Below are 19,629 nucleotides of genomic sequence, written 5' to 3' on the forward strand. Positions count from 1 at the left end.
CAGGAGCCGGAGCAGCGTGGGACCGTGGCGCAAGGATCCGCCAACAGCCTGCGTGCCTCGAACACTAACAGGGTGAGCCATGGATTTCCTATCACTGGGCCGGTGCGCTGCACGAAGGCACCGTAGGAGGCTGACGAGCAGATGCGTGCACACCTGTTTCGACCCCAGTGTGCACCCAGCAACATTCAGCGCCGTAGATGAATGCTACCCGCGGCCGGACCAGCCCAGAATAACGCCAGGTACCCGAATATCGGCTGGCACTACCTGATTTTCTGTGCCCCCGGTACTTGGTTGCTGGCTTGGGGTTAAAGACTCCCAGCGAGGCCGACGGCGGTCCCGCAAGCATCGGCGGGCAGGTATTTCCTCCGGAGAGAGCGAGTATGCCCGTGTAGGCCACTAACGCTCCGGGCGCGATGGTCACCAACTTCAGGCCGCTTGTTGCTTCGCCTCCATAACGCCTCCAGAAGCTCCACCCGGGGAAGAACCGCTTCACTTCAAAGTTAGATGCCGATAGCGTCGTTATTCAACTAGTCACCGGCCAGCCGAGGTGGCGTGAGCAATCGGTCCCGTCCGACCGAGCCTCCCCGGACGCAGGGACTTCCGCTCCATCTCCTTCAGCAGTCCTCCAGCTGTACAGATTCCAAGCTGTAGAGCCAGAAGCGAACCGTGTCGTTTCCGAAGTTCTCTGCATCGTAGGTGATGGGGCTTCCCAATAATGAGGCTAGCCGCATACGGGGAGCAGATGTAAGCAGGTAAGCGGGATCCATCACGCTGTGGGTCTGGGGACTAGGGCAGGCGCCTGCCGCTGGTGCTGCTTGGCCTGACCGAAGAGGCTGATGCTGCCAAGGAGGCAGGTGGCGATCGCGTAGGCGGCGACGGCGGGGAGGAGTCCGACGGACGCGGCGAGTAGACCGACCAGGACGACGGGGACACTGAAGGCGAGGTAAGCGACGATATAGATCGATGCAACGGTGGCGCCCCTTTCCTCTGGGGAGACGAGCGGAATGATCAGGCGCAGTGCAGCACTGAACGCGGCCCCGAACCCGATTCCGCCGAGGATTTGCCCGGCGATCATGAGTCCGATGCTACCCGCGAGTATGCCAGCGAGGATGCCTGCGGTACCGATGATGGAGGCGAGGATGCCGAGGATCATACCGCTTCGGCCGTCTACGCGGATGAAAGCGAGTCCAGCTACCGCCGAGGCGATGGGGCCGACAAAGCTGGCGAGCCCGTTCACGAGGCCGCTGTCAAAGTGGAAGACGTTGCGGACGATCGCCGGGGCGAGGCCCAGTGACAGTCCGGCGAGCATCCACGCAGCTGCCACCGCCGGCGCGGCGGCGGCGAACTCCGCCCGGGCGGCGCGCGGGATGGCGGACCTGGGAATGAGGGAGCGCAGTGCACCCGCCCGCCGTTGTGCGGTGTCGGGGGCAAAGACAACGACGATGATGCCGAGGACGGTGATGACGGCCAGGGAGATGAACACCAGGTTGTTTGGCTGGGACGAGTACTCGATGGCCACCCCTGAAAGCAGTGCCCCCACGGCCAGGCCGCCCGCCATCCCCACGCTTCCCAGAATGGTTCCCAAATTTTTCCTGGCTAGGGGTGCCAGTTCCACCAGCGTGGCCGAGAAGGCGGTGGTGGCGGCACCAGTGGCGGCGCCTTGAACAATCCTTGCCGCAATGACGAGCCTGATGTCTGCTGCGCTAAGGAACATGATCATTGATCCCAATTGGACGAGCAGCGCACCCAGCAGAACCGGGCGGCGCCCGATGTGGTCCGAAAGCGAACCGACGGTAAGAAGGGCAGCGAGGAACCCTCCGGCGTACACGGCGAAGGCCAAGGTGAGCAGCGGTGGCGCGAAGTTCCACTGCCGCAGATAGAAAGCGAGCAATGGAGTCGGCGCGCCCGCAGCCAGATACAAGCTGACGAATGCGGCCGCCGTTCCTGCAAAGGCCGTCCCTTGCGGAAGGCGGCCCTGGGGCTGCTTCGCGGGTGCGCGCTGGTCGGATAAGACTGATGCTGTAGGCATTGGTGAACTCCGTTTTAGACCGCAAGGCAGTCGGGTGATCAGGGGGCGCCTTGGCCGGAAGCGCTGGTAGGAAAAAAGCTACAAGCTTTCTTTAGAAAAGTAAATAAGCTTGCTCTAAGATAGTAAATGCCTTGAGGAGGGATTGAGATGCCGCTTCGCACCAGCTGGTCTCAGGACAACTGCCCCATCGCACGGGCCGCGGATATCTTCGGCGACCCTTGGTCGCTGCTAGTCCTGAGAGAGGTGTTCATGGGGAACAAGCGCTTCGAAGGCATCAAAAAGGCCCTGGCGGTGGCTGACAACATCCTGAGCGAACGCCTCCGGCGCCTGATTGATGCTGGAGTGCTTGTTGCCCGCCCCTACAGTGCCGGTGCCCGTCCCCGGAACGAATACCACCTCACGGCGGCCGGAACAGATGCCCTTCCCGTGCTCCATGCCATGGTGGGCTGGGCGCAAAGGCACACTGAATCGCCGAGCGGAAAAATACTGCGCATCATCTGCGCCAACTGCGGATCGGAAGCCGATTCCGGCACCGGATGCCGGTCGTGCGGCACAGAACTGACTGTCGAAACGACGGTCTGGGAGCACCCCCGGACCCCGGGCCGACTGATTGAACTCAACGGCCCGGGGTGATGGGCTCGCAAACCTTACTTTGCCGGCGCTACCTTGTACGAGCTGCTAATCGCGATGCGGTTGAAGGCATTGATTGCCATCGCCACCCAGATGACAGCTGACACCTGGCCTGCGGTCAGCTGGCCGGCAGCGGACTCGTAGAGGCCCCTATTCGAATGCGAATCCTTGATCAGCGTGACGTACTCGGCCAGAGCCAGAGCGGCGCGTTCCCGCCCATCGAAATACTTGGTCTCCTTCCAGGCTGACAGGACACTCAGGCGCTCCGGGGTCTCCCCCTTGGCCTGCGAATCAGCGGTGTGTATGCGCAGGCAGTAGGCGCATCCGTTGATCTGGGATACCCGGATCTTGATGAGTTCGATGAGCAGCGGGGAGATGCCCTCCCCTAGAGCCGCCTGCTCGGACATCTGTGCCATCGAGCCGACAGTTGCGTAGAGATCCGGATGCCGGGTGCCGATATTCGTGCGTGCCGGTGTGGGGGTGATGGTCATGTCCTGCGTCCTTTTCTGATGGGCTTGGTGCCTGTTTCGGCCCTGATTTAACTTTCTGCCCTACGGCTTCCCAGGGGCGAAGGAATGGGACGAACTGGCACCAAACGTTCCGTTGGCCCGGAACGCGGTCAGCCCAGACGCTCGACGTAGGCGGGGGTCGCAGATCCCCGTATGACAAGCCGGGTAAGGTCACGCAGGAACGCGGGGTCGAGGGCCTCTGCTGTGGAAATGAGCCGGTGGTGAATGGCTCCATACAGTGCATCGATAACCGTTCCGAGGTCCGCATCCGGACGTATCTGCCCTCGGCTGCGCCCCTGCTCCAATACGTCCAGGAAACCCTGTCGGCGCTCCCGCAACAGCGTCTGACGGTACAGGAGGGCGAAATCATCGCTGCGAATCGCTTCCGCAAGGAGGTTCGCCACCGTTGAAGCGGTTTGACCATCATCAAGGCACCTGGTCAACGCCACAAGGTACGAATACAGGTCACGGGACACGTCACCGGTATCGTTGATCTGGGTCAGGAGATTGGTGGTGTACGTGAACGCCTCCAGCACCAGAACCTGCCGCGAGGGCCAATACCGGTACAGGGTCGACTTACTCACCCCGGAGGCCCGGGCCACGGCATCAATAGTGACCTCACTGTAACTGAGCCGGTCAATCAACCCACCCGCGGCCTGCAGCACCTGCAAACGAACCTCAGAGTTCCGCGACGCCGTCTCCGGACGGGCGGGGTCCGCAGCCCTGCGCCGGGCAGCAGAAATCACCCGCCGTGCTTCGCGGGGATCACCGCTCCGCCCCTCCCCTGCGCCCATAAAATCTCCTAGTCCACCCCCATTATGGGGTCCTTGTGAAGGCGCCAGCTACACCGGTTTTCAACCCCTGCCCCGCTGATTCATCCAAAGTCCTCGCTCATCCGGGCCCTGAAAAACTTTGCTTCTGCTGGCCTTCATCAGCCATTACCGTGCAAGCGGCACCCGCGCTGATCCATGCGGTCCAGTCATATTGTCCTTAATTGGGTTCGCCGACTTCCGGTTTCATATCCATAGTTACCGCGACTTCGATCATCGGTCCCGCCCAAAGCTGCCTGGTATCGAGTCTCAAGAGTTGACGCGTTTAGCGCAAGCTCGTTTCGGGGCCAAGGATAGCTGGTGTACTTCAATCTGCGCCGGCCTGCCGTATTGCGGGTGCCCGGTTGATTCAGTGCGATAAAAGTCTAGGGTCATTTCCCTGTTGCGGGGAGAGCGCGGTGCAGTAGCGCAGCAACGTGCGCTACTCGCGGACCGGCGGTTCGAAGGCCAGTGCCGCCGAGTGCCGCAGCTTTTGAGCAGCATCCTTGCCTGCCGGCGAGTGTCGGCCGTTACCGGCGATAACAGGCGAGTGGAGAAAGGGCCACAAATGTCTTTCGACGGCCCCGAAATGCCCCCCGGAATTACGCTCCCGTGATCGGATTCCCGGCCGCTTAACGGTTGCACGAAGAACCGGAAACATCCCTCGTTTCGGGCTTTTGGCGCTCCTACGCTGGATTCATCCAATCACTCACACCCGAAAGGGGACCACATGAAAAAAGTAAGCGCCTGGCTGACTGGCATCATCATGGCTCTCGGGCTGGGCCTGCTGGTTCCGGGGACCGCCTCCGCAGCCTCTTACTGCGGGCTGGCCTGGGGCTCGCTGGCCAAGTCCAACCAGGCCATGAGCGCCGCATCAGTAGCCAATGTTCGCTCGGGAAAGTACTACTGCTTCGACCGACTGGTGATCGACATCAGGGGCAAGGCAACCGGCTACAACGTCCGCTACGTCTCAAAGGTTGTACAGGACGGGTCCGGACTGCCCATCAAGCTGAGGGGCGGTGCATTCCTGCAGGTCACCGCCCACTCGCCCAGCTATGACAGCGCCACGGGCAAGGCCACCTTCGTGCCGGCCAACCGCTCCGAGGTGACCAACGTTTCGACGTACAAGACGTTCAGGCAGGTTGCCTGGGCCGGCAGCTTCGAGGGCCACACCACCCTGGGCCTCGGAGTCCGCGCCCGGCTGCCCTTCAAGGTCTTCACCCTTGCAGGTCCCGGCAACGGATCCAGGCTCGTGATCGACGTCGCCCACCAATGGTGACAGCAGGTAAAGCCAAGTAAAAGCGGTGCCACGCTCCCAGGGGGAGGCGGGGCGCCGCTTTGCCTGCACCATGCGGCAATGCCTGGTCGGGAACCACCAAGAGGCTCGTCGGGCTCATGGGAGCGGGTCCTGTCGGCAGGAGCCTGGCCCGTGACAGGAATAGATCATCCGGCGTCCACGCCCAGCGATCGTTGCCAGGTTCCTGGAATGCCAGGACCAATTCGATGACGCCGGCGGGCGGTGCGTGATAGATGTTCGGGGATTACCGCCCCATCACCTCCAGCACGTCGAAATACGGTGCGGAGCAACGCCAAGGCCAGGCTGCACGCCGCGATCCACAGTCCGGCAGGACGCGGGTGGATTTGCTGCTGCCTTGTTCGTTCATTTGAGACCGCCTTTCGCTTGCTGGGTGACGATCGTGGGGCGGGGTGCTGACAGTTCGAGGAGCCGGAAGAGGGGCGAGTGCCGGCTCTGCACAGCATGTCCACCGGGACCACTGGGCCGGTTCAGGGACCTGTGCAAAAGTGCCGTCCGGTTATCCACCAGAAATCCACGGCGTATCCGGGCCGCCGGGAGTGTCGCCCCGCAGCCGGAACGGTGTGCCTGAACGGCTGTGTCCAGTGATCACGCAGTCCACTAGAACGGACCGGGCAAGAATCAAGTCGACTTGAATGCAGCTCCGGTTACTCAATTATCACGAGGTCGGCTAATGCAGGGTGCTGGTTTTTAAACCAGGAAATCTCCAGACCGTCGACGCGACCTCCGTCATGACACGGCAGAATCCAGGCCATGGCCTCACTGCCGTTGATGTCGGCACCAAAACCGATGGGGCGCTCGGTGTCGGCCGGGAGCAGGGGCACGTCTGCCCCGACCTTGATCTCAAAGCACTCCTCGCAGTGATCTTCTGGAGCAGTCGTTCAGGAGGCGAATTGGGTTTCCAGCACGGACGCCGGGTCGCCCGCGTGCTCGATGATCTGACGGAAGATGGCCTGCTTCGCATCATCTGTTGGGTACAGAAGAAGCATCGTGCGCTCCCGCGGGACGGGGCGCCCGTCGTGGATGAGTCCCTGCCAGTCCTGGACCCCGCTCCACTGCTGAACCTCACCGACCACGCGGGGTAGACGGTTGCGCAGAGGTTTCCTACCGAGTATCTGGAAATGCTGCCGTCTCGGGTGTCCAGGGTTGCCGGGTGCTTGAGCAGCAGCAATGTGGAGGCGGCCAAGGAGGCCGTGGTGAATCTGAAGGTCACTTCCGCGATGGCCGGGGCTCTCCGGATGTAGCGCTACTGCCATGATCTCGAGGACACGCTGGCGGCCCGTAGGATTCCCGACGCCGCGGCAGTGCTCGTGGGATGTCCCAGACGTCGAGGCTTTACATCCGCCAAGGTACGCCGGTGCAGGAGCAGTCTGGCCGGTAGCCGGTGCCGGTGTCATGGGGGAATGCTTCCGGGCCCGGCAATTCCTGAACTGAGGGTTTCGCGGGCTACCTTCGTCATCAGGACACCGCCAGCTTGGACTGGGCAGGTTGGAAATCCGGGGACGACCTGAGGGCGTCGAGCGAGCCGCTCGGCGATGGTGCTGTTCTTTTGGAGCGCGGCCGGTGCCTGCTTCAGCCAGCGTTCGAGTACGGCGATTTCTTCGTCGTGTTCCTTGAGTTTGCGGTGGATGATGGCAGCCTGCTCTGTGTACCAGGGGGTGGGCTCCCGGCCGTTCGAAGACTTCTCTGCGCCCTCAATCGCTGCGTAGCAAAGCTCCACGGCTTCACGCAGCCGTCCTTCGCGTTTGAGCTGTTTGATGGGCTCGATCAGTTCGAGGTAATGGACGCCCTCGACCATTCCGGAGCGGAAGTCAGCTGCGCGCTGCCCGCCCTCGGCAAGTGCTTCGCCGACCATCTCGGAGCGGCCCTTCGGGTCCGCCAGCCGCCTTTCCTGGGTTGTGAGGGGTGGCGGGTTGTCCGCGGCGTACTCCCATTGTGGCGATCCTTGGTCGAGCCAGACCCATGCCCGGGCGCGGGCTCCCTTGGACTCTGCAATGCCGAACAGCTGAACGTGGACCGGCCAAGCTTGTCCTTCTGGCAGAAGCAGATCGCGAGCAAAGATGCGAAGGCAGGTAGCCCATGCGTTCACCTTCGATGTGCCCGGCGACGGCCTTGGGGTCCACGGGGTTGTCCGGCTCGCGCTGCAGTGTTCCCATGCATTCCAACATGCCCCTGTTCGGGACGGCCTGTCGGCTGCGCGGGGACGTGGGCGGTAACAACATCGCTGTCCCTCTCGCGGTCGTTGCCAGTAAACCAACTCGTAATCCCCGTACGTTGATCCTTACAGACTCCTCCACGAATCCGCCGTTCGCACCACGGCCGCCCGCATTTCTTGCGCTGCAAGGTGGCCAGAGTCCTGCTGGACAGTGGGCATGTTCGGTACGGTTGTGGCTCCGAAGCACGTGGATTAGGTTAGGGTGCAACGAGCCGCTGGCTCCGAGAAGCCAGGGGGACTCGTGGACGCATGGAAGCTCGTCAAGGCTCTGCCCCAGCCCCAGAAAGCCATCATGATGGTGTATCTGGCAGCTGCCCTGATATTCGGTTTCGCGATGCTCGCTGGCACCATGGTCTTCCGGGAATCCCAGGAAGTCGTGATGTCTTGGGCCTCAGCAGGCATAGGGCTAATCGCCGCCCTGTTCGGCCTCATTCTGGCGACCAACTTCCGGGGATCGGCCACCGTCTATGCGGCCATGATGGAAAAGCTCAGGATGTGGGGCCTCGACTATTCAGAGACCCCGTTCGCGAACCCCCGCTGGCTTCGGTGGTTCGGTGCTGCGTTCACGCTGATGGCTGTTCTGGTGACGACGCTGAGGCTGGTCGGTGACGGGTTTGTCGCTTCCGGGATGTGAATCAGCCCCTGAAGGCGCCGCAGGCGTATCCGGCTGCACATCTGACTCTTGTCCAATACTGAACGCGATGCCCCTCCCCCGGTTGCCGGCAAAGCTAGCGGGGTGAGGGGCTCACCAGTCCCTGCAGAAAAGCCAGCAATGCCGAACCAGCCGACCCGCCAAGAATGCGCTGCGGCGGAGCTGCGGCATCCCAAAGCAAAAATACGGCTGGTTGGCCGGCCGCTGATACGCGGTATTACGTAAAGCCGACGTCCAGAAAGCGTCGCCGATTGGCGGGAGGTATCGCACGTAGGCGGCGGACCGACTGACCGTCGGCCAGCTTCACGGACCGTCGCTCGGCGGGGTCAATATGCCGTGCTGAAGTTGTTTAACGCGTAGTCGAGTACAGCTGTGAAGTTGTCAGCCTCGACGGCGTCGACATACCGCGAGTGGGGCAGCGGATCGCAACGGATCGTCTCGGGGCGCCGGAGATAGGGCGACCAGATGGTCGCTACGGGGTGGCCGCCCTTGTCCACGGCAACCCATTCCCCTTCTCCTGTCCGGCGGGCCTGTCCGAGATGGGCTGTCGCGGGGCTGGTGAAGGTGTCCTGGTCAGGGATCAAGCCGATCATCCGTCGGCGCCCGTCCGGGACGCGGCGGGATTGCCGGATGCTGCCTTTTCGGAGCGGTGCCGCAGATGCTCCACGCGGTGACTCATTGGCACATGCATTTTTCGTCCTGCCAAGATGGCTGCCGCGTCGGAGAGGTCTTGCCGGCCCATGACAGCGCCAATGAAACGGTCCCGGGACAGGATCGGGGGCTGCGGAGAAGCACCGGGATGGATTGCTTTCATTGTTGTCTCCGTCCTTCGATGGCTGAAGCTGCCCTGGGGGCTCTGGCCCTGCTCCCCTGCGGCGGCTCGTGGCCGCCGCAGAGGAGGGCTGCATGTTGCTAGACCGGGGTCCGGCTGGGGTACACGGCTGTTCGGTGTGCCGCCACGGTCGCGGGATCGTCAACGGCGTCCCTTGTGTCGTCCAGGTCGCGGCCGATGGTTTCCGGCGTGAAGAACGTAGCCACGATGGTGATGACCGTCAGGAGGGCAAGATACCCGGCGATCGGAATCCAGGCACCAAGTCCGGCCTCGGCGACGTCGGGTCCTCCATTTGCCGCGACAACCAGAGAGATGATCCATGCACCAATGAGAGGTGCAATGCCTCCGGAGATCACGGCGGAGATCTCGCGGGCCACAGATACGCCAAGGTACCGCTGGCGGGAGCCGAAGAGCTCGGACATGAAGGCACTCTGTGAGCCGAACATACCCCAGGTGCCGATTCCAAGACCGAGGGAGAGAACCACAATGGTCAGGACGGTGTCTCCGAGGCTGAGGACATACCAGATGGGGAATGCTGCGATGAGCTGGAAGATAGCGAACCCGCGATAGGTCTTGACGCGTCCGAAGTGATCGGAAAGCTTGCCGGCTATCGGGACCACGATGGCGCCCAGGCTAGCGGCGAACACCAGGGACAGGGCGCCGATGGGACCGGTCACCCCGACGGCCGCGCTGGTGACATAGCCGATGGCCAACGCCTGGTAAATGGAGGATGAACCATTCTCGGCAAGACGGAGTCCGATGCCTCGCAACAGCGTCCTACGGGAAGTCTTGACCAGTGTGGTCAGGGGCTTCTCCACGATCATTTCGTGGGCCTCGAGCTTGGTAAACGTCGGGGATTCCTTGAGCTTCAGACGGATAAAGATGGCCACAAACAGGATGACGACGCTGGCGAGGAACGGGATCCGCCACAGCCAGGTGTCGGTGATCTTGACAGCTTGATTGGCATTGAGCAGGACGAAATACACCAGTGCCGCGGTGACCGTACCAACCTGCACGCCAAGGAACGGAAGGGAGGCGTAGAAGCCGCGCTCCTTACGGGGAGCGTACTCGGTCATGAGAATCGAGGCGCCGGCCATTTCCGCCCCTGCGCCGAGGCCCTGGAGGAGCCGAAGGCCGACCAGCAGGATCGGGGCGAGGATGCCGACTCCCCCACCGTACCAGTCGCCGGCGGAGCCGTTGTAGGTCGGCAGGACACCGATGAGAGTGCTGGCGCCGCCCATCAGCGTGACGGTGGCGAGCAGCACGAATTTTCGTCCAAGCCGGTCCCCGAGGCGCCCGAAGATGATCCCGCCCAGCGGGCGGACTGCAAAGCCGAGGAAGTAGGTGCCGAAGCTGAGGATCAGCCCTGTTGAGGGGTTGTTCCCGGGGAAGAAGAGCGGGCCGAAAATCAGTGCCGAAGCAAGACTGTAGAGAGCAAAATCGTAGTACTCCAGGGCACTGCCCAAGGAACTTGCCCAAGCGGCACGGAGCAGGTCCGTGCGGGTCACCGTGTTATCGCTGGCCCGGGCGTCCCTAAGGTCGTCGTTAATTGACATGGTGAATTACCTATCGTGAATGGCAAGACTTCTTGCGGTTGTAGGCCACTGACGCTTCTGCCCGGAGAGCCTTGTCAGTGGCGGATGCTGAAGCGCTGGCGGATGCTGAAGCGCTGCTGTCGCCAGCGCCTGGGAGGATACGCTCAGGTCCCACCGTGTTCCTAGGAGGCCGCGGCGGTTCCTGAGAGTGAGGCCAGCAGCTCGCGGACGGCTGAGGCTCCGTCATCGGTGGAGAAGTCCGAGCTCAGGCCGACAACACTGACACCTGCAGAAAGGTAGTCTCGGGCCGTTGCTGCTTTCATCCCCCCGGTGGCAACGAAGTGCACGTCGGGGAAAGGTCCCTTCATGGCCTTGACCCACTCGGGACCGAGAAGTGAAGCCGGGAACGCCTTGAGCCAGGTGAGGCCGAAGGCCTTGGCACGGAGTATTTCGCTCGCGGTGGCAACGCCGGGGAGGTGCGGGATGCCGCGCCTGATGCTTTCCTGAATGATTCCTTCATCAAGGCCCGGGGAAACAGTAAATGACGCGTTGGCGGATGCCGCAGCGTCCAGTTGCTCGATCCGGATGATGGTGCCGGCGCCGACAGCCACGCCGCGTTCCGCGGCGGCGCAGGCCACTGCTGCCAGCGTGGGGACGGCTTCGGGTGTTTCGATGGTGACTTCGACGTGCCGGACGCCGGAGTCCCAGGCCCGGGTGGCGGACCGGACTGCTTCCCCGGGCGTAAGGCCACGGAGTACCGCGATGACGGGAACCCGGAAGAAGTCGTCGTCAAACCAGTCGTTGGGTTTTGTGTGTGCCAAGGTGTTCTCTTTCACGTGTCGTGCTGGGGCTGGTGAACCCGGCGTGCCTGTGCTGCTTAGCCGAGCGCTGCATGGTGCTGGCCTGGTTGGTAACTGCGGGGCCTGGTTCCGTGGCCGGGGCGGAAGTCCACCCTGGTACCGAGGGTCCAGGCCGCGAAGGAATGTCCCAGGGCGAGCCTGCCCTCTGGCCTGTCTCCGCGGAGGAGCCCGGCCAGGTATCCGGCGGCGAACGCGTCACCCGCTCCCACAGGTTCGACGACGTCGACGCGGTGGGCGGGCACCCGGCAGAGGCGTTCTGGCTGGTTTTGTACCCTGATGAATTCCACGGCCTCGGTTGCCGAATCTTTGACGACCACATGCCGGGGACCGGGCAGGAGGGTGGACACTTCATCTGCGGTGCTGCAGCCCCACAGAGTTTCTGCCTCGTCGAGACCGACGAGGACGACGGTGGCCATGCCGGCCAGCTCAAGCAGGCGGGGTCCCGCCACGTCGACGCTCCAGAGCGCGGGCCGGTAGTTGACGTCGAAGGAGACCTTGTAGCCTGTGGCCCCGGCTTGGGCCAGGAGGTGTTCTGTCAGGGCCGAGCAGCTGGCCGACAGTGCCGCGTTGATGCCGCTCGTGTGGATCCATCCGGTCTGTTCCAGTGGCCAGAATCCGGAATCGTTCGGTTCCATGCGTGACGCGGCGGACCCGGCCCGGTAGTAGAGGGTCCTGGCGCCGTGGCCGAGGTCCGGGTCCTTGAAATACACGCCCGTGGGGGCCGTGCTGTCACGGGTGACCAGACTGATGTCTACACCGCGGGCCGCCAGTCCATCCAAGATGCGGTCACCGAAGGGGTCCTGCCCGAGCCGGCTGGCCCAACCCGCCCGGTACCCGAATTCGGCCAGGTGGGCGGCGACGTTGGATTCCGCTCCGCCGAAACCCAGCAGGCACTCTTCAGCTTCTCTGAGTGGCTGGGTCTTGGCGGGAGTCACTACGGCCATCGTTTCGCCGACGCACAGTACGTCCAGGATGGTCATTTCACGGCTCCTGCGGTGAGGCCGCTGACGAAGAACTTGCCGAGGACGAGGTAGAGCACAACTGTTGGCAAAGCGACGAGTACGGCGCCGGCCATCAGCTCGGAGTAGTCAACGGTGGTGGTTCCGATGAGGTTGTTCAGGGTCACGGTGGCGGGCCAGGCGGCCGGAGAGGCCAGGATGAAGCCGAACAGGAAGTCATTCCAGATGTTGGTGCACTGGAAGATTCCGGCGACGACGAAGCCGGGCACGGATAGGGGGAGCATTACGCGGAGATAGGTCTTCCAGATTCCGGCCCCGTCAATGGCTGCCGCTTCGACAATCGCGCTGGGAATGCCCTCGTAGTAATTGCGGAAGATCAGGGTCGTGATCGGGATGCCGTAGATGATGTGCACGACGATCAGCCCGATGAGGCTGCCTTGGAGCTGGAGCATGTTCAGGAACTGGAAGACGGGGATGATCACGGCCTGGAACGGGATGAACATGCCGACCAGCAGGACGGTGAAGAGCGCATTGGATCCCCGGAACGGGAACTTGGAGAGCAGGTAGCCGTTGAGCGAACCCAGCAGACAGGAGATGACAGCAGCGGGGATGGTGATCTGGAGGGAATTCGCGAGTGAGCCGTGAAGTTTTGTCCAGGCGCCCTTGAAGGCATCGAGGCTGGGTGCGTCGGGGAAGGCGAGGAAGAAGTTTGGTGCGCCGGTGCTTCCGGAGAGAGCCGTGGTGATGATGACGTACACGGGAACGAGCATGCCCAGCGTGGCCAGCGTGCAGACTGCCAGGACAATCCAGCCGCCCGGAGTTTTGGGAATGCTCCAGGACCGGGGCTTGGGGGCCAGGGTTCCAGGGTTTCGGCGTACCGCGGGGGCGGGTTGGGAGGGGGTCGGTTCGAGGGTTTCGACGGCCATGTCTATGCCTTTCGCTCTTTCCGGTAGCCGCGGATCAGGTAGGGGACGATCACCGCGAGGGTCAGCAGGAGCAGGATGATCGCCATTGCCGAGGCTTTGTCGTACCGGCTGGTGAGGTAGTTGTAGATGTAAATACCGGGCACGTCGGTGACGAAGCCGGGTCCGGAGCCTGACATGGCGACGACGAGGTCGAAGATTTTCAGGGCTACGTGCAGCAGGAGCACGAAGCAGGTGATGGTTGAGGGCCAGAGCTGGGGCAGCACGATCAGACGCAGGCGCTGCCAGGTGTTGGCACCGTCGACGCTTGCGGCCTCCATATATTCCTCCGGGATGGATGCAAGGCCGGCGAGGTACATGGCCATGGCGAAGCCCACGAGCTGCCACGCTGCGGCAAAGATGATGGGCAGCAGCGCAACAGGGACGCCGAGCTGGACTTTCAGGAAGTCGGTCCCGGAGGGGTCGTTCAATGCTCCGAGGATTGTGGTGTCGGTTGTCCAGCCCGGAGGGTTCTGGATTCCTATGCTCCGCAGGATTTCGTTGACTCCGGTGGAGGGCGCGAAAATCCAGCGCCAGGCAACACCGGTAACGATGAAGGACAGCGCGTACGGCAGGAGGAACACTGTCCGGAACAGGCCTTTGCCGACCGTGACGTGGTGGATGAACAGGGCTGCGATGAGTCCGCCGAGGATGGCCAGGACCAGGAAGATGACCGTGAAGATCACCACGTTGCGGATGTCGGCCTGGAACCGCTGTTCCTGGATGATCTCGCCGTAGGTGCCTCCGAACGGCTGGCGCAGTGTCAGGTCCGGGCTTGTCCCGATCTTCCAGTTCGACAGCGAGATGTAGACGGTGATGCCGATGAAGACGTAGACGAAGACGAAGCTGACCAGCAGGCTGGGGGCAAAGATCCACGCGGCACGGCGGGACGTCTTGACGTTATGGGGTACTTGTTTCTTGAATCGCGGGCGGGCGCTGACGGGTGGGACCGGCGCCGGCGGAAGTGCTGTTGAGGTTGTCATGTGAGAACTGATCCTGTCCGGGTGTGGCTGCAGGAACCTGCAGCCACACCCGTTGCGACTTGATTGGCTGCCGGCTGCTACAGCTGGGTCTTTTGCGCCTGCGTCATGCTGGCGATGAATGCCGCCACGTTGCCGCTTCCGTTGAAGGTGGAGACGGCGTCGGCGTAGGTCTGGGCGAATTCGGCGGTAGTGACCTGTCCGTGGGCCAGGGACGAAACAACCGATGCTTTCGCGAAGCTCTTGGCGGCTTCCTGCTGGTATTCGGACAGGGTGGAGATGTCGGCGTTGGTGACGGCCGGAATTGAGCCCTTCTTGGCGGCGAACTCGGTCTGGACCTTCGGGTCCATGAGGGTCTTCAGCCAGGCGTTGGCGGCTTCCGGATGGGGGATGTTCTTGGCGGGAATGGAGAACCCGTCGCCCACATAGTCGAAGATGTCTTCCTTACCGGGGAAGGTCACCCAGGCGAAGTCGGTGCCGGGCTTCTTTTTGGCGTTGAGCAGTTCGCCGTATGCCCAGTCACCCATGAGGCTGACGGCGCAGCTGCCGTTGGCCATCTTCTTCACGGCTTCGTCCCAGGTGATGGCCGAATGGTCCTTGTTGGAAAGGGACAGGATGGTCTTGTAGTCTTCCAGGGCCTGCTTCACCTCGGGAGCGTCGAAGGAGTACTCGTTGGTGAACAGCTTCTTCCAGTTATCGGCCCCCGTCCGGGACATGATGATGGATTCCAGCAGCTGGGCTGAGGCGAAGATGTCCTTGTCGCCGAGGCAGACCGGGGTGGTGCCGGAGGCCTGCACCTGCTTGAGGGTGCTGATCAGGCCGTCCACTCCCCCGGCAGGGTCAATCTTTGCGTTGGCCTTGGACAGGACGGCCGGGTTGGTCCACAGCACGTTGCCGCGGTGCACGCCGATGGGCACGGTGTAGTACTTGCCGTCGACCTGCTGGGCTTCCGCGACGTCCCTGGGGAGCTTGGATGCCCAGTCATTCTGCGTCCACAGCTCCGTCAGATCCGCCACCTGGCCGCCGTCGACATAGCTCTTCAGCTGCCCTGCCGGGTGCAGCTGCCACGAATCCGGGGGGCTGCCGGCCTGCAGCCGCGCGGCCAAGGCCTGGCGGGCGTTGGCTCCGCCGCCGCCGGAGACCGCGGCGTTGTCAACGGACAGTCCGGGCTTCGAGGCTTTTACGCCCTCAATCAACACGTTCAGTGCTTCGGCCTCGGAGCCGGAGGTCCACCAGGACGTGATCTCCAGCTTGTCGGTTCCGCCCCCAGCAGAGCTCCCGGCGGGTTGGTTGGCAGAACATCCGGTCACTGTGATGAGGCTTACTGCTGCCGTTACGGCCAGCGATATCTTGAGCTTGTTTGATGCACGCATGACTACTCTCCTTTGGGTTGTCAGACGCCGGTCAGAGCCGGCCACAGCCTGCGTTGTGGTCCAGATTACATAACTAAGTAGATCGATGCAATAGATTTCTTTCCGCAGGATGCTCCGCTGCCCCTGAGAGGTGACATGAGTAGCGGAGCAGCGAGAAAATCCGCGATTTCTAGCACATTTGCGTGAGTAGATTCCTTGTAGATCGGTCTAGCGCGTTGCCGAGTAACATGGTAGAAATAATCCATGACAACCCGCAAGGAGGTGGAAGAGCAGTGAAAAAGACAACCCTGGACGATGTCAGCAGAGCATCAGGAGTATCGCGATCTACTGCTTCGCTGGTCCTTCGCGGGAGTCCCCGGATACCCGAAGCGACGGCGGACCGGGTCAGACTGGCGATGGCTGAGCTGGGATACGTCTACAACCGGCACGCAGCGAACATGCGGGGCAGCGAATCCATGACCCTTGGGCTGATCGTTACCGACATCCGCAACCCCTACTTTGCCGGCCTGACGATGACCATTGAGGAGGCCGCCCACGAGGCGGGCTACACCCTTTTCGTCGGGTACAGCCGCGACGATGTCGAACGCCAGTACGTCCAGCTGGAGACCATGGTCCAGCAGCAGGTCGACGGCATCTTCCTGCTGCCGGCGACGGGGTCTGAACTGACTCCCGTCTGCGGCATCATTGACCGCTCAGCCGTTCCCGTCCTCCAACTGGCCCGCTACTTCTCGGAAGAGCTCGACTACGTCGGTCCGGACAACATCGCCGCCGGGCAGCATCTGGCCCACCACCTGGCAACCCTGGGCGTATCGTCGGCAGTGCTTGTCGGCGGCCCTGAGCACTCATCGGCGCGAGGCGAGCGGGTCAAAGGCCTGGAAACCGGATTCGCGGGAAGCGCCGTGTCTTTTAACCCGACGCTGTCCGCAGCCACCACCAACAATGCCGTCGGCGGCTCCGAAGGAATCGCCCTCGTCCTTGACCAGGGGATCTGGCCCGACTGCATCATCGCCTACAGCGACGCCGTCGCGCTGGGCATCTATGCCGAACTGCGCCGCCGGAACCTCGAACCCGGCCGTGATGTATCGGTTGCAAGTTTCGATGACATCGCCATGGCCGAACTGCTGCTGCCCCCGCTGACGTCCGTAGCCACATACCCGGAACTCATCGGCCGCCGGGCGGCACAGCTGTTGCTGAACCGGATCCGCAACCCATCGCTGGAACCCCAGCGATCCCTCATCGAACCGGCGCTAAAGGTCCGCGCCTCAACCGCCCAATGGCGACCACGAACCTAGGAGAAACACCATGTCAGCACTGAAATGGGGCCTCATCGGCGCCAGCGACATCGCCGCAACACGCGTCATCGACGCCATCCGCGCCAGCGGCGGCCACATCGAGGGCGTCATGAGCGGATCGGCCGGACGGGCCGATGAATTCGCAGCAGTTCACGGGCTGCGCTACGCGACGACGGACCTTGACGAACTGCTCGGATGGGACATCGACGCCGTCTACATTTCCTCGACGAACGACAAGCACTTCGACCAGGCCTGCCGGGCGCTTCGCGCCGGAAAGCACGTGCTGTGCGAGAAACCGCTGGCCCTTAATGCCGGCGACGCCGAAGCCATGGTGCAACTGGCCGAGGAACTGGGCCTTGTCCTGGCCGCCAACCATCATCTGCCCGGCAGCCCGCTGCACGCCAAGGTTCGTGAACTCGTCGCCGACGGGGCCATCGGAACAGTCCTCTCCGCCAAGGTCGCCCACGCCGTCCTCCTCCCGCAGCGGCTGCGGGGCTGGCGGCTCGGGCAGAGCACCCCGGGCAGCGGCGTTATCCTGGACATCACCTGCCACGACGCCTCCGTCCTGAACCCGCTGCTGGGCAACCCTGCGGCGGTCACCGCAGTGGCCGTCCAACAGGCCGACTGGAACATTGGCGGCCAGGAAGATGCCGCGATGACGGTCATCCGCTACGAACGCGACGGCACGCCCCCCGTCCTGGCCCAGACCCATGACTCCTTCACCGTCGGCTATGCCGATACCTCCCTGGAAGTCCACGGCACCGAAGGCACGATCAAAGTCATCGACGCCATGACCCAGGACACCAAAGGCCAGGTCCTCCTGACCACCAAGGCCGGCATCCGCGACGTCGAGGTGGACTGCTCAGAGGACCTGTACGTGATCGGCCTGCGTGCCTTCGCCGCCGCCGTGGAAGGCACCGGCACCCCGACGGCCACCGGTCGGGAAGGACTGATGGCCCTCAAGGTCGCCCTCGCCGCCCAGGAATCAGCAGCTACCGGACGCACAGTCCGCATCAACTAACAGCAGAAAGAACGCCATGCAGAAAGTACAGATCCTCTCGGCCCGCGAGGCAGCGGACCTCATCCAGGACGATGACGTCATCACCATCAGCTCCTCCAGCGCCCTCGGTTGCCCGGACAGCGTCCTGGCCGGCATCGGCCACCGGTTCGAGGAAACCTCCCACCCGGTCAACCTGACCTCCGTGCACCCGATTGCCGCCGGCGACATGTACGGCGTTAAAGGCATCGACCACATCGCCCGTCCGGGCCTGCTGCGCAAGGTCATCGCCGGATCCTACCCGTCCGGCCCCTCCAGCGCCGAACCGCCCCTGATCTGGCAAATGATCGAACGCGACGAAGTGGAAGCCTACAACTTCCCCTCCGGCGTCATCTACCAGATGCACCGCACCGCGGCCGCCAAACAGCCCGGCGTCTTCACCCAGGTCGGCCTCGACACCTTCATCGATCCGCGTCTTCAGGGCGGCCGCATGAACGGCACCACCCCCGCCGCCCACGTCGAAACCGCAACAGTGGCCGGACAGGAATGGCTCTTCTTCCCCTCAGTCATCCCCAACGTCGCCATCATCCGCGCCACCACCGCCGATGAATACGGCAACCTGACCTTCGAGGACGAAGGCTCCCCCCTCGGAGCCCTGGACCTGGCCTACGCCGCGCACAATAACGGCGGCGTCGTCATCGCCCAGGTCAAGCGCCTTGCTGAGGCCGGCAGCCTGCACCCCCAGCATGTGAAAGTCCCCGGCATCCTCGTTGACGCCATCGTGATCGCTGAAGACCAGCTGCAGACGACCCTGACCGCGAACGACCCCGCCATCTCCGGGCAGCTGCGCCGGCCTCTGAGCTCGCTCCCCCACGTCGGGTTCTCCCTGGAGAAAATCACCGCCCGTCGCGCCGCGCAGGAGCTCAAAGCCGGCGAAATCGTCAACCTCGGCTTCGGCGTCTCAGCCCTTGTCCCCCACATCCTGGTCGAAGAAAACCAGGGACGGGAAGTCAGCTGGGTCATCGAACAAGGAGCGGTTGGCGGCATCCCGCTGCTGGACTTCGCCTTCGGATGCGCCCAGAACCCGGACGCGATCATGCCCAGCATCGACCAGTTCACCCTCCTGCAGGGCGGCGGCTTCCACCGCTCGCTGCTCTCCTTCCTCGAGATCGACCGCCACGGCAACGTCAACGTCCACTACCTGCCCAAGAAGCGCCACGTCACCGCCGGAGTCGGCGGCTTCGCCGACATCACTTCCTCGGCTCCGGAGATCATATTTATGGGCGCCTTCACTGCCGGACGCCGGGACATCGCCGCCGGCGAGAACGGCCTGGACATCCGCTCCGACGGGCCCTTCACCAAGCTCGTCAATGACGTCTCCGCCGTGACGTTCTCCGGACCGCGGGCCCTCGCCAACGGCCAGAAGGTCAAATACATCACCGAACGCGCCGTGCTGGAACTGACCCCCGACGGACTGATCGTCACAGAAATCGCACCCGGCGTCGACCTGCAAAAGGACGTCCTGGACCGCAGCGAGTTCCCGCTGATCGTCTCCGAGGACCTGCGCTCCATGGACCTCGCTCTGTTCGCCGACGCCCCGGCTGGCATCCACCTTCCCGCGTTGCCGCTGCACGAGCGGATCGAGCAGCGCACCCCCTCCCTGGCCGTGCGCTGACGCCC

General features: G+C 63.2%; 19 protein-coding genes. 7 read left to right on the forward strand and 12 right to left on the reverse strand.

Going from position 1 to position 19,629, the window contains the following annotated elements; all coding sequences use genetic code 11:
• Positions 1-766: 766 nt before the first annotated feature.
• Positions 767-2,029: an MFS transporter gene (locus J7E80_RS16310; RefSeq protein ID WP_215053291.1), complete on the reverse strand. Its 1,263-nt coding sequence runs from the start codon at positions 2,027-2,029 to the stop codon at positions 767-769.
• 147 nt (positions 2,030-2,176) lie between these two features.
• On the opposite strand from J7E80_RS16310, the gene J7E80_RS16315 reads away from it, so the two are divergent.
• Positions 2,177-2,662, forward strand: a complete 486-nt coding sequence (locus tag J7E80_RS16315) for a helix-turn-helix domain-containing protein (RefSeq protein ID WP_215053292.1) — start codon at positions 2,177-2,179, stop codon at positions 2,660-2,662.
• A 14-nt stretch (positions 2,663-2,676) separates the two neighbouring features.
• On the opposite strand, the gene J7E80_RS16320 is transcribed toward J7E80_RS16315, so the two are convergent.
• Both J7E80_RS16320 and J7E80_RS16325 read right to left on the reverse strand, forming a co-directional pair.
• Positions 2,677-3,150: a carboxymuconolactone decarboxylase family protein gene (locus tag J7E80_RS16320; RefSeq protein WP_215053293.1), complete on the reverse strand. Its 474-nt coding sequence runs from the start codon at positions 3,148-3,150 to the stop codon at positions 2,677-2,679.
• A gap of 128 nt (positions 3,151-3,278) precedes the next feature.
• On the reverse strand, positions 3,279-3,962 hold the full coding sequence (locus J7E80_RS16325) for a TetR/AcrR family transcriptional regulator (protein ID WP_215053294.1): 684 nt from the start codon (positions 3,960-3,962) through the stop codon (positions 3,279-3,281).
• A 745-nt stretch (positions 3,963-4,707) separates the two neighbouring features.
• Here J7E80_RS16325 and J7E80_RS16330 point away from each other — a divergent pair.
• Together J7E80_RS16330 and J7E80_RS16335 are read left to right on the forward strand one after the other, a co-directional pair.
• Positions 4,708-5,256, forward strand: a complete 549-nt coding sequence (locus J7E80_RS16330; protein WP_215053295.1) for a hypothetical protein — start codon at positions 4,708-4,710, stop codon at positions 5,254-5,256.
• Positions 5,257-6,023: 767 nt separating this feature from the next.
• A complete protein-coding gene (locus J7E80_RS16335) occupies positions 6,024-6,377 on the forward strand; it encodes a hypothetical protein (RefSeq protein ID WP_215053296.1) in 354 nt (117 codons plus the stop codon).
• Between the two features lie 308 nt (positions 6,378-6,685).
• Here the strand turns inward: J7E80_RS16335 and J7E80_RS16340 are convergent, their stop codons facing one another.
• Complete coding sequence (locus J7E80_RS16340) at positions 6,686-7,381, reverse strand: hypothetical protein (protein WP_215053297.1); 696 nt, start codon at positions 7,379-7,381, stop codon at positions 6,686-6,688.
• A 367-nt stretch (positions 7,382-7,748) separates the two neighbouring features.
• On the opposite strand from J7E80_RS16340, the gene J7E80_RS16345 reads away from it, so the two are divergent.
• The gene (locus tag J7E80_RS16345) at positions 7,749-8,141 is read left to right on the forward strand and encodes a hypothetical protein (protein ID WP_215053298.1); all 393 of its coding nucleotides are present in this window, start codon (positions 7,749-7,751) and stop codon (positions 8,139-8,141) included.
• Positions 8,142-8,485: 344 nt separating this feature from the next.
• Here the strand turns inward: J7E80_RS16345 and J7E80_RS16350 are convergent, their stop codons facing one another.
• From J7E80_RS16350 to J7E80_RS16385, 8 genes are all read right to left on the reverse strand, one after another.
• Positions 8,486-8,743, reverse strand: a complete 258-nt coding sequence (locus tag J7E80_RS16350; protein WP_215053299.1) for a hypothetical protein — start codon at positions 8,741-8,743, stop codon at positions 8,486-8,488.
• Between the two features lie 5 nt (positions 8,744-8,748).
• Positions 8,749-8,973, reverse strand: coding sequence for a hypothetical protein (locus tag J7E80_RS16355; RefSeq protein ID WP_215053300.1), 225 nt, complete (start codon positions 8,971-8,973; stop codon positions 8,749-8,751).
• Between the two features lie 98 nt (positions 8,974-9,071).
• Positions 9,072-10,547, reverse strand: coding sequence for an MFS transporter (locus tag J7E80_RS16360; protein WP_215053301.1), 1,476 nt, complete (start codon positions 10,545-10,547; stop codon positions 9,072-9,074).
• A gap of 161 nt (positions 10,548-10,708) precedes the next feature.
• Positions 10,709-11,347 (reverse strand): bifunctional 4-hydroxy-2-oxoglutarate aldolase/2-dehydro-3-deoxy-phosphogluconate aldolase, encoded by a 639-nt coding sequence (locus J7E80_RS16365; protein WP_215053302.1) that lies wholly within the window; start codon positions 11,345-11,347, stop codon positions 10,709-10,711.
• A 56-nt stretch (positions 11,348-11,403) separates the two neighbouring features.
• Positions 11,404-12,366 carry a sugar kinase gene (locus J7E80_RS16370; RefSeq protein ID WP_215053303.1) on the reverse strand — a complete coding sequence of 321 codons (963 nt, stop codon included), beginning with the start codon at positions 12,364-12,366 and terminating at the stop codon, positions 11,404-11,406.
• Positions 12,363-13,271: a carbohydrate ABC transporter permease gene (locus J7E80_RS16375; RefSeq protein ID WP_215053304.1), complete on the reverse strand. Its 909-nt coding sequence runs from the start codon at positions 13,269-13,271 to the stop codon at positions 12,363-12,365. The genes J7E80_RS16370 and J7E80_RS16375 overlap by 4 nt, the downstream gene beginning before the upstream one ends.
• Positions 13,272-13,273: 2 nt before the next feature.
• Positions 13,274-14,290, reverse strand: a complete 1,017-nt coding sequence (locus J7E80_RS16380; RefSeq protein ID WP_215053305.1) for a carbohydrate ABC transporter permease — start codon at positions 14,288-14,290, stop codon at positions 13,274-13,276.
• A 77-nt stretch (positions 14,291-14,367) separates the two neighbouring features.
• On the reverse strand, positions 14,368-15,660 hold the full coding sequence (locus J7E80_RS16385) for an ABC transporter substrate-binding protein (RefSeq protein WP_215053306.1): 1,293 nt from the start codon (positions 15,658-15,660) through the stop codon (positions 14,368-14,370).
• A 272-nt stretch (positions 15,661-15,932) separates the two neighbouring features.
• Between J7E80_RS16385 and J7E80_RS16390 the strand changes: the two genes are divergently transcribed.
• The 3 genes from J7E80_RS16390 to J7E80_RS16400 are packed head-to-tail and all read left to right on the forward strand — an operon-like array spanning position 15,933 to position 19,624.
• Positions 15,933-16,952 (forward strand): LacI family DNA-binding transcriptional regulator, encoded by a 1,020-nt coding sequence (locus tag J7E80_RS16390; RefSeq protein WP_215053307.1) that lies wholly within the window; start codon positions 15,933-15,935, stop codon positions 16,950-16,952.
• A gap of 10 nt (positions 16,953-16,962) precedes the next feature.
• On the forward strand, positions 16,963-17,973 hold the full coding sequence (locus J7E80_RS16395) for a Gfo/Idh/MocA family protein (protein ID WP_215053308.1): 1,011 nt from the start codon (positions 16,963-16,965) through the stop codon (positions 17,971-17,973).
• Positions 17,974-17,989: 16 nt separating this feature from the next.
• On the forward strand, positions 17,990-19,624 hold the full coding sequence (locus tag J7E80_RS16400; protein WP_215053309.1) for an acyl CoA:acetate/3-ketoacid CoA transferase: 1,635 nt from the start codon (positions 17,990-17,992) through the stop codon (positions 19,622-19,624).
• Positions 19,625-19,629 lie beyond the last annotated feature (5 nt).

Source organism: Arthrobacter sp. ISL-28, from assembly GCF_018613875.1.
Taxonomy (GTDB): Bacteria; Actinomycetota; Actinomycetes; order Actinomycetales; family Micrococcaceae; genus Arthrobacter.

What these genes read in the sequence shown, in the direction of transcription:
- J7E80_RS16320 (WP_215053293.1), bottom strand. Translation starts at nt 3,150, where the DNA reads ATGACCATCACCCCCACACCGGCACGCACGAATATCGGCACCCGGCAT.
- J7E80_RS16360 (WP_215053301.1), bottom strand. Translation starts at nt 10,547, where the DNA reads ATGTCAATTAACGACGACCTTAGGGACGCCCGGGCCAGCGATAACACG.
- J7E80_RS16400 (WP_215053309.1), top strand. Translation starts at nt 17,990, where the DNA reads ATGCAGAAAGTACAGATCCTCTCGGCCCGCGAGGCAGCGGACCTCATC.
- J7E80_RS16310 (WP_215053291.1), bottom strand. Translation starts at nt 2,029, where the DNA reads ATGCCTACAGCATCAGTCTTATCCGACCAGCGCGCACCCGCGAAGCAG.
- J7E80_RS16395 (WP_215053308.1), top strand. Translation starts at nt 16,963, where the DNA reads ATGTCAGCACTGAAATGGGGCCTCATCGGCGCCAGCGACATCGCCGCA.
- J7E80_RS16335 (WP_215053296.1), top strand. Translation starts at nt 6,024, where the DNA reads ATGACACGGCAGAATCCAGGCCATGGCCTCACTGCCGTTGATGTCGGC.
- J7E80_RS16325 (WP_215053294.1), bottom strand. Translation starts at nt 3,962, where the DNA reads ATGGGCGCAGGGGAGGGGCGGAGCGGTGATCCCCGCGAAGCACGGCGG.
- J7E80_RS16380 (WP_215053305.1), bottom strand. Translation starts at nt 14,290, where the DNA reads ATGACAACCTCAACAGCACTTCCGCCGGCGCCGGTCCCACCCGTCAGC.
- J7E80_RS16375 (WP_215053304.1), bottom strand. Translation starts at nt 13,271, where the DNA reads ATGGCCGTCGAAACCCTCGAACCGACCCCCTCCCAACCCGCCCCCGCG.
- J7E80_RS16355 (WP_215053300.1), bottom strand. Translation starts at nt 8,973, where the DNA reads ATGAAAGCAATCCATCCCGGTGCTTCTCCGCAGCCCCCGATCCTGTCC.
- J7E80_RS16385 (WP_215053306.1), bottom strand. Translation starts at nt 15,660, where the DNA reads ATGCGTGCATCAAACAAGCTCAAGATATCGCTGGCCGTAACGGCAGCA.
- J7E80_RS16370 (WP_215053303.1), bottom strand. Translation starts at nt 12,366, where the DNA reads ATGACCATCCTGGACGTACTGTGCGTCGGCGAAACGATGGCCGTAGTG.
- J7E80_RS16330 (WP_215053295.1), top strand. Translation starts at nt 4,708, where the DNA reads ATGAAAAAAGTAAGCGCCTGGCTGACTGGCATCATCATGGCTCTCGGG.
- J7E80_RS16315 (WP_215053292.1), top strand. Translation starts at nt 2,177, where the DNA reads ATGCCGCTTCGCACCAGCTGGTCTCAGGACAACTGCCCCATCGCACGG.